This window comes from Acinetobacter sp. TAC-1 (genome assembly GCF_029025845.1).
GTDB lineage: Bacteria > Pseudomonadota > Gammaproteobacteria > Pseudomonadales > Moraxellaceae > Acinetobacter > Acinetobacter guillouiae.
In genome coordinates, this window is the sequence record NZ_CP118892.1 from 673,997 (window position 1) to 688,382 (window position 14,386).

Annotated in this window: 15 protein-coding genes; 13 read left to right on the top strand and 2 right to left on the bottom strand. The window is 37.4% G+C overall.

All coding sequences use genetic code 11. The annotated features are described in order from the left end of the window. The first annotated feature begins 81 nt into the window (after positions 1–81). A complete protein-coding gene (locus PYV58_RS03190; protein WP_034614574.1) occupies positions 82–2,229 on the top strand; it encodes a TonB-dependent siderophore receptor in 2,148 nt (715 codons plus the stop codon). An 89-nt stretch (positions 2,230–2,318) separates the two neighbouring features. Here PYV58_RS03190 and PYV58_RS03195 read toward each other — a convergent pair whose 3' ends face one another. Next, positions 2,319–3,383: an aldehyde reductase gene (locus PYV58_RS03195; RefSeq protein ID WP_034614577.1), complete on the bottom strand. Its 1,065-nt coding sequence runs from the start codon at positions 3,381–3,383 to the stop codon at positions 2,319–2,321. 387 nt (positions 3,384–3,770) lie between these two features. Between PYV58_RS03195 and bfr the strand changes: the two genes are divergently transcribed. Beyond that, positions 3,771–4,235 carry a bacterioferritin gene (gene bfr / locus PYV58_RS03200; protein ID WP_034614580.1) on the top strand — a complete coding sequence of 155 codons (465 nt, stop codon included), beginning with the start codon at positions 3,771–3,773 and terminating at the stop codon, positions 4,233–4,235. Between the two features lie 90 nt (positions 4,236–4,325). Here the strand turns inward: bfr and PYV58_RS03205 are convergent, their stop codons facing one another. Further along, complete coding sequence (locus PYV58_RS03205; protein WP_034614583.1) at positions 4,326–4,898, bottom strand: peroxiredoxin; 573 nt, start codon at positions 4,896–4,898, stop codon at positions 4,326–4,328. 134 nt (positions 4,899–5,032) lie between these two features. On the opposite strand from PYV58_RS03205, the gene PYV58_RS03210 reads away from it, so the two are divergent. The 11 genes from PYV58_RS03210 to PYV58_RS03260 all read left to right on the top strand — a co-directional run bounded on the left by PYV58_RS03210 (position 5,033) and on the right by PYV58_RS03260 (position 14,317). Further along, entirely contained in the window at positions 5,033–5,356 is a 324-nt protein-coding gene (locus tag PYV58_RS03210) for a DUF6176 family protein (protein WP_034614586.1), read from the top strand. A 73-nt stretch (positions 5,357–5,429) separates the two neighbouring features. Then, positions 5,430–6,149, top strand: a complete 720-nt coding sequence (locus PYV58_RS03215; RefSeq protein WP_004817795.1) for a YqiA/YcfP family alpha/beta fold hydrolase — start codon at positions 5,430–5,432, stop codon at positions 6,147–6,149. A gap of 104 nt (positions 6,150–6,253) precedes the next feature. Next, positions 6,254–7,588, top strand: a complete 1,335-nt coding sequence (gene bioA, locus PYV58_RS03220; RefSeq protein WP_004817793.1) for an adenosylmethionine--8-amino-7-oxononanoate transaminase — start codon at positions 6,254–6,256, stop codon at positions 7,586–7,588. Beyond that, the gene (locus tag PYV58_RS03225; protein WP_004817791.1) at positions 7,585–8,754 is read left to right on the top strand and encodes an 8-amino-7-oxononanoate synthase; all 1,170 of its coding nucleotides are present in this window, start codon (positions 7,585–7,587) and stop codon (positions 8,752–8,754) included. Before bioA ends, PYV58_RS03225 begins: the two co-directional genes overlap by 4 nt. Positions 8,755–8,761: 7 nt before the next feature. Further along, complete coding sequence (gene bioC / locus PYV58_RS03230) at positions 8,762–9,538, top strand: malonyl-ACP O-methyltransferase BioC (protein ID WP_004817790.1); 777 nt, start codon at positions 8,762–8,764, stop codon at positions 9,536–9,538. Further along, positions 9,535–10,179: a dethiobiotin synthase gene (gene bioD / locus PYV58_RS03235; protein ID WP_004817788.1), complete on the top strand. Its 645-nt coding sequence runs from the start codon at positions 9,535–9,537 to the stop codon at positions 10,177–10,179. The genes bioC and bioD overlap by 4 nt, the downstream gene beginning before the upstream one ends. 121 nt (positions 10,180–10,300) lie before the next feature. Further along, positions 10,301–10,759, top strand: a complete 459-nt coding sequence (locus PYV58_RS03240) for a hypothetical protein (protein ID WP_004817787.1) — start codon at positions 10,301–10,303, stop codon at positions 10,757–10,759. Positions 10,760–11,013: 254 nt separating this feature from the next. Continuing rightward, a complete protein-coding gene (locus tag PYV58_RS03245) occupies positions 11,014–11,355 on the top strand; it encodes a YegP family protein (protein WP_004817785.1) in 342 nt (113 codons plus the stop codon). A 723-nt stretch (positions 11,356–12,078) separates the two neighbouring features. Beyond that, complete coding sequence (locus tag PYV58_RS03250) at positions 12,079–12,543, top strand: nuclear transport factor 2 family protein (protein ID WP_004724016.1); 465 nt, start codon at positions 12,079–12,081, stop codon at positions 12,541–12,543. A 177-nt stretch (positions 12,544–12,720) separates the two neighbouring features. Continuing rightward, on the top strand, positions 12,721–13,890 hold the full coding sequence (locus tag PYV58_RS03255) for a low temperature requirement protein A (RefSeq protein ID WP_004817783.1): 1,170 nt from the start codon (positions 12,721–12,723) through the stop codon (positions 13,888–13,890). Between the two features lie 22 nt (positions 13,891–13,912). Next, positions 13,913–14,317: an NUDIX domain-containing protein gene (locus tag PYV58_RS03260; protein ID WP_004817781.1), complete on the top strand. Its 405-nt coding sequence runs from the start codon at positions 13,913–13,915 to the stop codon at positions 14,315–14,317. The last annotated feature ends 69 nt before the right edge of the window (positions 14,318–14,386 follow it).

The following is a 14,386-nucleotide window of genomic DNA, read 5'->3' on the forward strand; positions in this document are numbered from 1 at the left end:
TAGATGAGAAATTACAATTCTTAACAATAGTGAAAGTCTATATAATAATCATTATCATTTGAAAAGTGTCTTATTATTTATATGAAAAATTTTTCTCGAACATTTCTAGTCAATTCTATTTCTATCGTGCTTTTTGGTGGGGGACTTACACAAACAATTTGGGCAAATGATGAAATTACTGCTTTGCCTACGATTAAAGTCGCTGCTGAAAAAGAACAAGAAAAATCAACATTTGCCAACGGTGCTTTGCAAAAAAATACAGATTTAGGGCCATTGGGAAATAAGAAAATTATAGATACGCCGTTTAGTATCACGTCTTATTCAGCACAATTAATTGAAAATCAACAAGCAAACACGGCGGGGGAGGTGTTAAAAAATGATGCCAGTATTCGAACCACAACCAATCAAGGGCATTTAAATGAAAACTTTAAAATCCGTGGCTTCGATGTCAATCATGAGGATTTAAATTATAACGGCTTTTATGGTGTTGCACCTTATGGTCGGATGCCTACGGAATTTTTAGAGTCAGTGACTGTACTTAAAGGTCCAAATGCATTGGTTGCAGGTGTTGCACCTACAGGCAGTGTGGGCGGGATTGTGATGGGGCATTCTAAACGGGCAGATCAAGAACTCACCCGAGTTTCTGCATCGTTTCAAGATGAAGGATATTATCAATCAGGCTTTGATGTATCTCGTCGTTTTGGTGAGAGCAAGGAGTTTGGTGTGCGTGTGAATGGCGCTTATGCTGATGGCGAACATATCATTGATGGAATGAATGATCGTCAAGCTCTAGGGGCAATTGCTGCGGATTACACCACGGATAAACTAAAGATTAATTTAGATGCTTATGCGGTCAAAGGAAATCGTAAAGGTGGTTCACCTGCAATGGTCGCCATGGGTGGCAAGGGCAGTGTTAATCATGTACTTGCAGCACCTAAAGGGGATTTAAACTACTTTTCAAACTTAGAAGGCAATACCGACAGTCAATTTGTAGGCTTGTCAGGTGAATATAAATTTACCCCTGATTTAAAAGCTTTTGCAGGTATCGGATATGTAGAAAAATCATATGATGGTCACCTTTTTGGCACACGTATGATTGTCAATAATTTAAATGGAAATGCAACCTCACAATATTATCGAGTGGGATCAAAAGAACATAATACTGCTGCTAATGCAGGCTTTGAAGCAAAATTTGATACAGGTGCGATCAAGCATACTTTGGGATTGCGTACTGACTATTTAACCCGCAAATATTCACAACATAAATCCGCAACCAGTTCGGGGTTTACGACCAATTTATATGATCCATCAAATACAGGAACAATGCCAACAACCTATCCAGAAATTGTTCCTTATGGTGATAATGAGTATGTGAGTTATACCTTAACGGATCAGCTTTCAATGTTGGATGATAAATTACAACTGATTTTAGGTGGGCGTTATCAAGATATCGATACTAAGAATCTTGTCAAAAAATCAACTTATAGTGCAGATAAGCTATCACCAAGTTTGGGGATTGTTGTCAAACCATTTGGTGAGGATTTATCTTTTTATGCAAGCTATGTCGAGGGCTTAGCTGAAGGGATTACTGTCTCAGAAACGACCTATCCAACTGCGACAAATAGAGGTGAGACACTTGCACCTTATCAAACCAAGCAATATGAGTTAGGTGCAAAATATCAGTTGGGTTCGTGGTTAAATACTTTGGCACTTTATCAGATTAAAAAGCCTGAGGCTTATCTGGACAGCATAAGTAATAAAGTCAATGATGATGCTGAAACGCGCGCTCGTGGGGTGGAATGGTCATTCTCTGGCAATGTTACAGATACTTTATCTGTGATGGGGAATTTGGCCTTTATCGACGCTGAATATGTGAAATCAGCGAAGGTCGCTTTCGAAGGTAATAAAATATATGGTGTACCCGATTTTACTGCTTCTTTAGGGCTTGATTATGCCATTCCTAAGGTTGAGGGGCTGCATGTCAATACTCGTGTAAGTTATGTGAGTGAGCAATATTTGAATGAAGAGAATACGCTAGAACTACCAGACTATACGATTGTTGACTTAGGCGCTCGCTATAAAACCAAACTTGGTGGGGTAAATACCACATTCCTTGCCAATGTTGATAATGTTGCCAATAAAAAATATTGGGAAGGTGTATTTAATTCAAACTATGCTTTAGTCGGTGGTGCAAGAACTTATAAAGTCGGTGTGACTTTTGATTTCTAAGCCTTAGCTGATGTTGAACGCTATAAGCCAAAAAGCCTTTTTCATATTTGAAAAAGGCTTTTTGGCTTTAAGATTTAGTTGAGCTGTTATTAAATATATTTCTTCACCACACCGTCATCAAGAAGCTGCTGGAAATGCTCGACTAAACTGGTTTCAATATTACGATAACTCATCCCCAATTCCTGTTTGCTTTTATCAGCATTAAAAAAGATAGGGTAGCCCATATTCTTTTCAATAAAATCACGCGAATAGCCAAATACAGGTCCAATGAATTTAAATGCTTTTTTCGGGACTTGATTGCGTGGAAAAGGAAATTTTTGTCCAAAATTTTGACGTAAAATTTTACCCATTTCCAAAAGGCTGAGTGAGCCACCACTAATAATGTAACGTCCAGATGCATTTTCCTTGAATGCTGCCAAAATATGCGCATCAGCAACATCACGAACATCCACAATACCATTCCACATCGGTGGGACACCGAGTAAGGTCATGCCGTTGGCAAATTGCTCTAAGACTTCTACGCTCCCTGACTGTGTATTTGCGGTCAGTGATGGGCCAAGTACCAATGCAGGGTTAACACAGACCAGCGTCCAACGATTTTGTGCTTCCGCCATTTCCCATGCTTTACGCTCTGCCATAACTTTTGAATAAGGGTACGGTTGGTGCGTGGTTGAGCTGGTGGTATTCCAGTGAGATTCATCAAACTGATTATGCTGTGTTTTTAAAATATCAATTGCATCACCATAAGTAGACGCGATACTTGAAGTCACAATGACTCGTTTGACAGACTCTGTTTTATTGACACTATTTAAGACATTTTCCGTGCCTAAAATTGCAGGTTCAATAATATCTTTAACAGCATCTTTATAATTGGTCACAACAAATGGCGAAGCCATATGTAACACAACTTCACAGCCCTGCATGGCTTCATCAAAAGAACCATTTTCTAAAAGGTTGGCTTTAAATAGTTTTAGTGTGCCAGAGCTGGCTTGTGCGATTTTCTCTAAATGTGCAAAGCTTTGTTTCTTATTAAGATCACGTACAGTGGCATGAACGGTATAACCTTGCTCAAGTAATTTTTGAATCACCCAACTGGCGATATAGCCTGTTGCACCTGTAACTAGAATCGGCGCTGATGTGTTTCCCTGAGACATTATTTTTTTCCTGCTAATTGTTAATATTCAATATCATAAATATTAAAGTTAAAATTGTCTTGAAATATTAGCATTAAAAAAAGCCAAGAAGATAAAGTGAGGGTTCTGTCATTGAAAATGAACAGAAAATGGAATAATGAAGGGGAATAAGAAGCATTTTTAATGGTTACAAAATAAATCATTTTGAATTTTGATGAAAAATCACCAATAAACCATCAATGAAATTTTGTAAGCGGTTATTTTTTATATGAAAAAATACTTATTCAAATTGCAAATGCGTATGTTTATCATTTTAATTTTATAAAAATCATAAACTTACACATTTTGTCTTTTGCAAAACTGGTAAAATTTGTCCATACTATTGCAAAAGAATGTGGAGTAATTGAAATGCGTGGCAATCCAGAAGTCATAGACTATCTAAATATGTTGATCGGTGGCGAACTGGCTGCTCGTGATCAGTATCTTATTCATTCGCGTATGTATGAAGATTGGGGCTTAAGCAAAATTTATGAACGTATTGATCATGAAATGCAAGAAGAAGCTTCACATGCAGACGCTTTAATTCGCCGTGTACTTTTCCTTGAAGGTACCCCGAACATGAAGCGTGATGATATTGTTACAGGTGAAGATGTTGTAACCTGTTTAAAAGCCGATTTGGCATTGGAATATCACGTACGTGAAAAATTGGCGAAAGGCGTAAAGCTATGTGAAGAAAAAGGCGATTACGTGACCCGTGATATGCTGCGTCAACAAATGAACGATACTGAAGAAGATCATACTTATTGGCTTGAAAAACAATTAGGTTTGATCGAGTTAATTGGTTTACAGAATTATATTCAATCTCAAATGTAAGACACATTAAGCTTTTTGCTTAAGGTGAGACGTTTTAGATTAAAAAAGCCTTTAGACATTCATCTAAAGGCTTTTTTAATGCTTCAGTCGTTATTTTTTTGAAAACTTCTGAATATCCGCTAAGACTTGATCGGCATGTGTTTGGGTATTTACACTGCTATAGTGATACACAATCGTTCCTAGTGGATCAATCAAAAAAGTTTCTCGTTTTGCTATTTTAGCAATGCCCAAGTTTCGGATGATTCCAAATTGGTCTGCGAGTTGATGATTGCTATCGGCAAGAATTGGGAAATTTAGTCCCAGCTTTTCAGAGAACTTTTGATGTGATTGCACATCATCCAAACTGACACCAAGCACCACCGCATTATTTTTTATAAATTGTGGGTAGAGTGATTTAAATTGATTGGCCTCTTGTGTACAGCCAGGTGAATCATCTTTTGGGTAAAAGTAGAGAACAACCCATTTACCTTTATATTGACTCAGTTCGTGCCATTTTGAATTTTGATCTTGTAGTTTAAAACTTGGTGCAGGCTTACCTACCCATTGCTTTTGGTTGGAATCCAGTTTGGAGAGAATAGAGCTTTCCGCATGGCTGGCCGTGTTCAATATGCATAAAGCTGAAACGGAAAGTAAGCTAATACTGAACAGTCGTGATAGTTTCATGACAAACACTTTCCTAAATTGATCCTGATTTGATCTTAGCAAATTTTAAGGTTTTGGCGGTATGTAAAATGTTTGCAATTGTTCACATGCCATTTATGATAAAAGACCGTTTAAAATAAATAGAACGTAAAATTATGGACGTTGGTGCAGTATTGATTCAACTAAAAGTAGCCATGATGGACGATGTTGTCGCATGGCAAAATCAATTGAATAGGCGTAAGCATGAGGCAATTGAAACACTTCAGGCTGAAGGTGTGCATGTTGAATCATGGTTCCATGTGGAACTGGATGGACTAGATTATTTGATTGCTTATACACGGGCAGATGATATTGCAAAAGCACATGAAATTTCGAGAAAAAGTCAGTTTGCAATTGATCAAGTACATCAGCAATTTAAACGCACTTGGCAAAAAGTGATTCCAGCCAGCTTATTGGTCGATTTACACCATCAGAAATAGTTAGAAGTCCGATTGTCGTTCAATTTTAAGCATGATCTAATAAAACATCGTTATTGTTTTATAGTGGCTTAAATTGAATCAACGTATTTTGCTGATCACAGGTTGGGGCGGTGGAACCAAACTACTCAATGCTTTACAACAGGCTTTACAACAACAAGGCCATGAAGTTGTATTGATCAATATCTTTAATGCGCTGGATCAAAGTGTTTTACAACAGCAGGTGGAGCAAGCCAAAGATTTTGATGTGATTTGTGGTTGGTCTTTAGGGGGGCAATTGGCAAGCTTGCTGGTCGAGCAAATTAAACAGCAATACCAACAACAAAAAGTCTTGATTACACTGGCTTCAAATCCTTGTTTCGTCGCAAATGCTGAGTGGCAAACGGCAATGAGCCAAACAACCTTTCACAACTTTAAACAGTCCTTTGAACATGATGCGATTGCGACATTAAAGAAATTTGGTTTTATGGTTTGTCAGGGCTCCGCAACCACGCGAGAAGATTTTGTACATTTGCAAAGTTTGATTCAGCCGCAAAATTTAGAATTATTAAAACAGGGGCTGGCGTGTCTTGAGCAATTAAATAATGTCGCGATCTTAAATAACTATGCCGGCAAACAGTATCATATATTTGCTCAACAGGATTTCTTAGTTAGTCACAAAGTCTATGAGAAATTTAAAAATTTCACAGCAAAGTTTTTAGATGTCGAGCTGGTAAATGGTTCACATGGCGTTCCAGTTTTTGATTTTTTAAGTCTAAGTGACAAAATCTGCCAATATTTACAAAAAATAGAATAAATCTATGGATCAGTGGTGAATCTCGCAATTTATTTTTATTGCGTGCAGGTTTAACATCGCTAAACTGTTTTTTGCTGTAATTGTAATGCACATGGAGTGAACGGATGACCGATTTAAACAATGGGTTTGATGATGTTGATCTTGAACAATCAGAGTTAGATGATCTGGACTTTGATCGGCAACATATTTGGCATCCATATACCTCTATGACCAATCCCTTACCGACTTTTAAGGTTAAAAAAGCCTATGCTGCGACCATCGAACTTGAAGATGGTCGTCAATTGATAGATGGGATGTCTTCATGGTGGTGTGCGATTCACGGTTATAATCATCCAGAGTTGAATCAAGCAGTGACAGATCAGCTACAGAATATGTCGCATATCATGTTTGGTGGATTTACCCATGATCCAGCTATCCAGCTTGGAAAATTACTGGTTCAACTGACCCCGCCTCATTTAGATAAAGTGTTTTTTGCCGATTCTGGTTCTGTCGCTGTAGAAGTGGCATTGAAGATGGCGGTACAGTTTTGGTCTTCACAGGGCTATACAGAGAAAACTAATTTTGTTACCCCTCGATCTGGCTATCATGGCGATACTTGGAATGCAATGTCTGTCTGTGACCCTGTAACGGGCATGCATCAAATTTTTGGTTCAAGTTTGCCCAATCGCTTATTTGTTCCAGCCCCTCAAGTCGGATTTTATGAGCAATGGGATCAAAGTGACATTGCTGAACTTGAGAAAAGCTTGGCTGAACAGCATGCAACGATTGCAGGTTTAATTCTTGAGCCGATTGTACAAGGTGCGGGAGGGATGCGTTTTTACCATCCTGAATATTTGCGTCAAGCCAAACGACTTTGCGAAAAATACAATGTTTTGCTGATTTTTGACGAAATCGCTACGGGTTTTGGGCGTACAGGGAAACTATTTGCATGGGAGCATGCACAAGTTGAGCCTGACATTATGTGTATCGGTAAAGGTTTAACCGGTGGCTATATGACGCTTTCTGCGACATTAACCACCACACATATTGCTGAAATGATAAGTCAGGGTGAAGCGGGTGTGTTTATGCATGGCCCAACCTTTATGGCAAATCCCTTGGCATGCGCCGTTGCTGTCAAAAGTACACAATTATTAATTTCTCAAGATTGGCAGAGCAATATTCAACGAATTGAAGCTCAGCTTAGACATGCTTTACAGCCCTTACAGTCCCTTAATCATGTTCATGATGTGCGAGTTCTTGGTGCGATAGGGGTGGTTGAATTGACTGTGAATGTTGATATGAAAACCTTACAGCAGGAGTTTGTACGTCGTGGTATCTGGATACGACCATTTGGTAAATTGGTCTATGTGATGCCTCCATATATCATCACAGCACAAGAATTAAAAACCTTACTGGAGCAATTGGTTGAGGTGGTCAAGGCTATGGAGCAAAGCACATGAGCTTGATCAATACCCATCTTGAACATTTTTCACAGCAGCTTGACGTGCTTAAACAGCAAGGCAATTTACGCCAATTTCGTTCGAATGTTCAACAAGGTCGTTATATTCGCCTTGATCAGCATCAAATGCTCAATTTGGCTTCAAATGATTATTTAGGATTGGCATCAGATCTCACATTACGTGAACAGTTTTTTGATGAAACACCCAATGATCAACGACGAATGAGTTCTTCGTCTTCACGCTTGTTGACTGGACATTTTCCAGAATATGAACTGCTTGAAAATAGTTTAACTCAGGCTTTTCATGGTCGGGCGGCATTGTTATTTAACAGCGGCTATCATATGAATATTGGTATTTTACCTGCACTTGCAGACAGTAAAACGCTGATTCTGGCAGATAAATTGATTCATGCCAGTATGATTGATGGGATCCGTTTATCCTCAGCCAAATATGTACGTTATCGTCATAATGATTTAAATCATTTGACTCAGCTTTTACAAAAATATCATGCAGATGAGGCTTTCGAGCGCATTATTGTCGTGACTGAGTCGATTTTTAGTATGGATGGTGATGAAACGGACTTAGCAGCATTGGTGAGTATTAAGCAACAGTTTTGCAAAGTCATGCTCTATGTAGACGAAGCACATGCAATTGGAGTACGTGGTGCGCAGGGCTTAGGTTGTGCTGAACAATATGCGGTGATTGATGATATTGATCTGCTCGTTGGGACTTTTGGTAAGGCAATCGCTTCAGTTGGTGGTTATTTAATTTGTCATGCGGTGATTCGCGATTATTTGATTAATGCGATGCGCCCATTGATTTTCAGTACTGCACAACCGCCAATATGTATGGCATGGACAAACTTTGTTTTTCAGAAAGTTTTAGGCTTAGATCAGCGCCGCCAATATTTGCAATCTACAAGTCAGTATCTACAACAGGCTGTTCAAAGCAAAGGTTTTGAGTGCCCATCAACATCACATATTGTTCCGGTCATTGTAGGTGACTCGATTAAAACGGTTGAAAAGGCCAAAGCATTACAAGATGCAGGATTTTATATTATGCCTGTACGTCCCCCGACTGTACCGCAACACAGCTCACGGTTACGTATCTGTTTAACTGCTCAAATCACCCAAGCTGATCTAGATCAGCTAATTCCGTTGTTGTGAGTTGAATGTGAAACATCCAGAAATTGATAAATCACAGATTGCCTTGCGTTTTGCTCAGGCAGGGCAGAGCTATACTGAACATGCGGTCGTACAAAAAAATATTGCACAACAACTGTTTAATTTAATAAGCGAATATTGCCCAGCACACTATGAAAATGTGTTTGAAATCGGTTGTGGTTCTGGAAACTTAACTGAGCTTTTACTGCAAAATTTGCAAATTAAACATTTGATTTTAAATGATCTATACCCCGAAGTTCAGCAGCATTTCCCTGCGGATAAACCGATTGAATATCGGATTGGCGATATAGAACAGCTTGAATTTCCAAAACATTTAGACTTAATTAGCTCAAGTTCCGTTTTACAATGGATGAGTGATTTAAATGGTATTTTTCAACAGGCCTTTCATCATTTAAATCCTAATGCGTATTTTTGTTTTTCAACTTTTGGACAGCATAATTTACAGGAAATTAAAAGCTTAACAGGGCAAGGTCTGAATTACCTATCCCTTGACGATCTGCAACAACAATTAAAGCGAAATGGTTTTGAAATTCTACATATTTCAGAGCAAATTGAGCATCTCAATTTTTCTCATCCCAAATATATTTTGCAGCATTTAAAAGCCACAGGAGTGACTGCGACAGCATCTGGCTTTAGATGGACAAAGCAGAGTCTCGCCGATTTTTATCATCACTATCAACAGTTTTCACAGGCTGATCAGTCAGGAAATATACGCTACTCACTGACTTATCATCCTATTTATTGTATTTTGCGGAGAATGTCATGACTGGATCAGTTTACTTTATCAGTGGAATAGATACTGGAATTGGCAAAACCTATACCACCGGGTATTTAGCCAAACTATGGAATGAGCAAGGTCAAAAAACCATTACGCAGAAATTAATCCAAACGGGTAATACCGATATTTCAGAAGATATCGAACAACATCGTGAAATTATGGGAATGGGCTGGTTTCCAGAGGATGAAACCAAGCTCACCATGCCTGAAATCTTTAGCTATCCTGCATCGCCTCATTTAGCCAGCAAAATTGATGGGCGTGAGATTGATTTTGAAAAAATTGCAGATGCTACTCAACAACTGGCTGAAACGTATGATGTTGTTCTGTTAGAGGGTGCAGGTGGATTGATGGTACCCCTAACCACCAGCTTACTTTCAATTGATTATGTGGCCCAGAAAAAGCTTCCTGTGATTTTAGTCAGCTCAGGGCGTTTGGGTAGTATTAATCATACGATTTTAAGTTTAGAGGCTTTAAAAAGTCGTGGGCTTGAGCTTTATGCACTTGCTTATAATTTAAATGATGAATCTCAAGATGAACTGATTTCAAAAGATACCGCAGAATTTTTAAAGCATTATTTGGTGAAACATTTTCCGAACAGTGCATGGATTGATATTCCAGTAATCTGTTAGTTTGTTCATCGAATTGAGTGCTGAAACAGCTGATTCATAGTGTTCCGAGCCTGCTGTTTTCTTGTCGCTTTTAAAAAATCTGAATGCTTTAAATAAGCGACGTGTATAAAAGGTAATCCTGATGAGTTTTAAAATTCGAATTGAGTTATTTAAAGAGCTTGAAATAACTTCTCTTGATTTTGAAAGTAATGCAGCAACGCAAATTTTAAGTCGTTTTGATCAGATTGATTGGATGCAACAAGTCGTCTGGGGATACATGGAGGAGCACCACGGTGATTTTCCATTTTTTCAAATTGAACATATTCAAACTGGACGTAAGTTCGGCGGACTATTTGTGGTTTATAGTCGCAATCAATATAACTTTAATGCACATGCTGAACTCTATCAAAAACAACAAAAATCGCATTTTTTTGGTTTGTTTAAATCTGAAGAGATGCCCAGTTTTGATAACGATGACCTTCCTTTTGCGGTATTTCGGGATTGTTTGGAAAGTTTTTTACGTGGCAATGATTCGGAAATTGAGCGTTTAATGAAAACAGTCTATCCAGGTTATACCAGCACAGGTTTTTTTGATCGCTGATCGTTAGTGACTAAATGCAGAATCTAAATTTAAAGTCATTTTTTTTATGGCTTTAAACTTTATTGTGACTTAATAATAAAAGCATTGTGCTAATTTGAGCGATGTCACTCTGCGGCGTTACATAAACAATAAAGTTATAACAAATTAATCTTTTTTTAACATGAAAAGTCATTTATATTTCATATCAGTAGCGTAATTTATGTCCAACAAGCGCTGTGAAATAAAATAAACCGAAAATAATGAAGAGGTGAACCATGTCAGGATGGTATGAAATTAGTCAAGCTAAAGATGGTCAATATCGCTTTGTATTAAAAGCAGGAAATGGCGAAATTATTCTCACCAGTGAGCTCTATAAAGCAAAAGCTTCTGCACAAAATGGTATTGCCTCTGTGCAAAAAAATAGCCCAGATGATGCACGTTATGATCGTTTAGAAGCGAAAAATGGTAAGCCTTATTTCAACTTAAAAGCGGCGAATCATCAAATTATCGGAACAAGTCAATTCTATTCAGGTGATGCTGCTCGCGATAATGGGATTGAGTCTGTGAAGAAAAATGGCCCTTCAGACAAAATAAAAGATTTAACAGAACAAGCCTAAATCAAGCAAAACAATCCAAAGCAAACAGCAAAAGCATGTCATTGCAATGACATGCTTTTTTTTGAATCTAAAAAACAAATGATAAAAAATAAGTATTTATTTATGGTAATAAAATTCTAATATTTGAATGCTTGCAAAGGGTTTTAAAACATAGAAATTAAACCATAAAAATATATATTATTAAGTTGTATAGAATAATCATTCCAAGCGCAATATATAAACTTGAGTTGGATATCAGTTTAGATTATCTATTTATATCTTCAGTTTTGAGTTTCTTCTTATATTGGAAGGGTAGTATGATTTTTTCTCATAGTCATTTATGATTTTTTTAAAGATTTTTTAAAGTTTAAATATGTTAGGCTAACTTCAATATTAAATAAAAGGAGAATGATTATTTAATAACAGCTTCAACATTAATTAAAAAGATTATTAAATTTGGTTAATAAATTATTGAAGAATTATTAACTAAATTAAGAATAAGCTTTTTATGCTGAAGTACAAATTTTTTATATCTATTTGTATTATTGAGTGATTTATTTTTGTGAAAGGTTTTGGTTAATATCTAAGCAGAATACGGTTGGTTTTATAAACTGCTTAAATCAGATTAATGAACAGTGATTATTTTGATTTAAATTGATTAGATATGAAAAAATAAACAAAACACTTCACATAATACTTATTAAGTGTTAAATTCATCACAAATAAGAATAATGAGGTTTTATGATGAAAATAGCAATCGATGGTAATGTGAAAATTGCCGACGAGATAATATCTCAAATTGAATTATGGGATGCTGCTGTTCTTGGTAATAAAATTGATCATCTATTAGATCAATGTGCGGATGATATCAATATGTTTGATGTGAGTATACAATTAGACGGTATCGATGCGTACAAGAAAGAATGGGAGAAGTTCAGTCCATATTTTAGTGAGAATGTGCAAATTGTGCGTCGCAATATGAAAATCTATGCGTCAAACGATTTAGCTGTATTGCATTGCCATTCAAAAGTGGAAAATTCTGTGCTTAAAGATAAGCTGCAGATGCCATGGTGTCGAACAACATTGTGCCTGAAAAAGAAAGGTGATCAATGGTTAGTCGTACATCAACATATTTCGATGCCGATTGATATGAGCACGGGTAAAGCGATCGTGATCAAGGATATTGCTAAATTGAAATTAGTGGTTTAGCAAGCTAGATTTGTTTGTTATTAAGCCCTTTGATTGGGCTTTTTATTTGTGCATTTTTAAATTAGCGAGATCGATGTTAGATCATTAACAAAATTGTCAAAAGAACTCAGTTTTTTACTTGAATGAAAGATGGAGTTTTGAAAAAATCATGATAATAATCTCAATAATGTGAAAATAATGCCAAATTCATTATTTGTAAAATACGGGTGGTTAAAGCCACTTGCACCACGAAATCCGCACGAACCACATCGCGCCGCAACCTCATTAGAATTGTTATTTGATTTGATTTTTGTGGTCGCCATTGCGACCGCAGGACAACAATTACACCATAGTATTATCGAAAATCATTTATCACATGGCTTAACACTTTATTTTATGGTGTTCTTTGCATTGTGGTGGGCATGGATGAACTTTAGCTGGTTTGCATCTGCCTATGACAATGATGATGTATTTTATCGAATCATGACCTTTGTGCAGATTATTGGTTCACTTGTGATTGCAGCAGGGATCCCGTTTGCGTTTCAGCAACAAGATTTTGACGTGATCATTATTGGTTATGTCATCATGCGTTTGGGACTCGTTACACAATGGTTTCGTGTTGCCAAAAATGATCCTGAGCGTAAACAAACAGCGGTGAGATATGCGGCTGGTATTATCATCGTACAGATTGGCTGGTTACTTTTTCACTTTACCCCGATTAATTTCACCATTTATTTATTTCTACTCTTGGTTATCGCTGAACTGAGTGTGCCGATCTTTGCGGAAGCACATAACATGACGCCATGGCATCCACATCATATTTCTGAGCGTTATGCCTTACTCACCATCATTGTCCTTGGTGAATCGATCATTGGAAGTTTTGCTGCAATTTCTGATGCATTAAACAATCAGTTGTTAAGCCAAGAATTAATCTTTTTGACCATTGGTGGCTTATTGATTATGTTTACCATGTGGTGGGCATATTTTGATCATGATGTGGCTGAACGACTCAATAGCCGCAAACGTGCATTTTCATGGGGCTATGGTCACTTTTTTATTTTCGTGAGTATTGCCGCCCTTGGTGCAGGTTTAGCTGCTGCGGTGGATGTGGTGACGCATAAGGCTGAGATCTCGGCTGACATCGTCAGTTATTTTGTTGCGATCTCTTTGATTGTCTATACTGCGAGCCTTTGGTTACTACAGGAAATTCACCATCTTTCAGGGATCAAAAAATGGTTTTATCCAATTACAGCCGCCATCGTACTCTGTATTCCGATGATCTTTACCCAAGTGGGTTATGCTGTTTTTGTTATGGCAATTGTTTATGCGCTACGTTTAATTTTTTCAAAGTGTTATTTGGCAAGATAATCAATTAAGTGGGTTTTGAGCAATGGGATTTCATGATTTTTATCGTTTGAGTTCGCACGCTGTGATTTTTAATGAAAATCGACAAGTCCTGTTATTGAAAGCGACTTATGCTGATTGTGCATGGGGTTTACCGGGTGGTGGATTGGATCAAGGTGAAACAGTGCATGAGGCGCTGATTCGTGAGTGCCAAGAAGAATTAGGCTGCGAAGTTTTGATCGAATATTTATCAGGGGTTTATTATCATTCTGCAGTAAATTCCCACGCATTTATGTTTAGGTGTACATTGCAGAACGATCAACCAATCAATTTAAGTGATGAGCATTCTGAGTATCGATGGTTTGACTTTGAGCAACTTTCAGCTGTGCAAAAAATTCGTATAGAAGATTGTTTTCATTTTGATGGTCAGGTAAAGAGCAGGGCATTTTAAGGATTGGTTATCGCACGGTGATATGGATATCGCGATCAAACGGGGGATAGAACATCCGTCTCATCCAAA

What these genes read in the sequence shown, in the direction of transcription:
- PYV58_RS03190 (WP_034614574.1), top strand. Translation starts at nt 82, where the DNA reads ATGAAAAATTTTTCTCGAACATTTCTAGTCAATTCTATTTCTATCGTG.
- PYV58_RS03195 (WP_034614577.1), bottom strand. Translation starts at nt 3,383, where the DNA reads ATGTCTCAGGGAAACACATCAGCGCCGATTCTAGTTACAGGTGCAACA.
- bfr (WP_034614580.1), top strand. Translation starts at nt 3,771, where the DNA reads ATGCGTGGCAATCCAGAAGTCATAGACTATCTAAATATGTTGATCGGT.
- PYV58_RS03205 (WP_034614583.1), bottom strand. Translation starts at nt 4,898, where the DNA reads ATGAAACTATCACGACTGTTCAGTATTAGCTTACTTTCCGTTTCAGCT.
- PYV58_RS03210 (WP_034614586.1), top strand. Translation starts at nt 5,033, where the DNA reads ATGGACGTTGGTGCAGTATTGATTCAACTAAAAGTAGCCATGATGGAC.
- bioA (WP_004817793.1), top strand. Translation starts at nt 6,254, where the DNA reads ATGACCGATTTAAACAATGGGTTTGATGATGTTGATCTTGAACAATCA.
- PYV58_RS03225 (WP_004817791.1), top strand. Translation starts at nt 7,585, where the DNA reads ATGAGCTTGATCAATACCCATCTTGAACATTTTTCACAGCAGCTTGAC.
- bioD (WP_004817788.1), top strand. Translation starts at nt 9,535, where the DNA reads ATGACTGGATCAGTTTACTTTATCAGTGGAATAGATACTGGAATTGGC.
- PYV58_RS03240 (WP_004817787.1), top strand. Translation starts at nt 10,301, where the DNA reads ATGAGTTTTAAAATTCGAATTGAGTTATTTAAAGAGCTTGAAATAACT.
- PYV58_RS03245 (WP_004817785.1), top strand. Translation starts at nt 11,014, where the DNA reads ATGTCAGGATGGTATGAAATTAGTCAAGCTAAAGATGGTCAATATCGC.
- PYV58_RS03250 (WP_004724016.1), top strand. Translation starts at nt 12,079, where the DNA reads ATGAAAATAGCAATCGATGGTAATGTGAAAATTGCCGACGAGATAATA.
- PYV58_RS03255 (WP_004817783.1), top strand. Translation starts at nt 12,721, where the DNA reads ATGCCAAATTCATTATTTGTAAAATACGGGTGGTTAAAGCCACTTGCA.
- PYV58_RS03260 (WP_004817781.1), top strand. Translation starts at nt 13,913, where the DNA reads ATGGGATTTCATGATTTTTATCGTTTGAGTTCGCACGCTGTGATTTTT.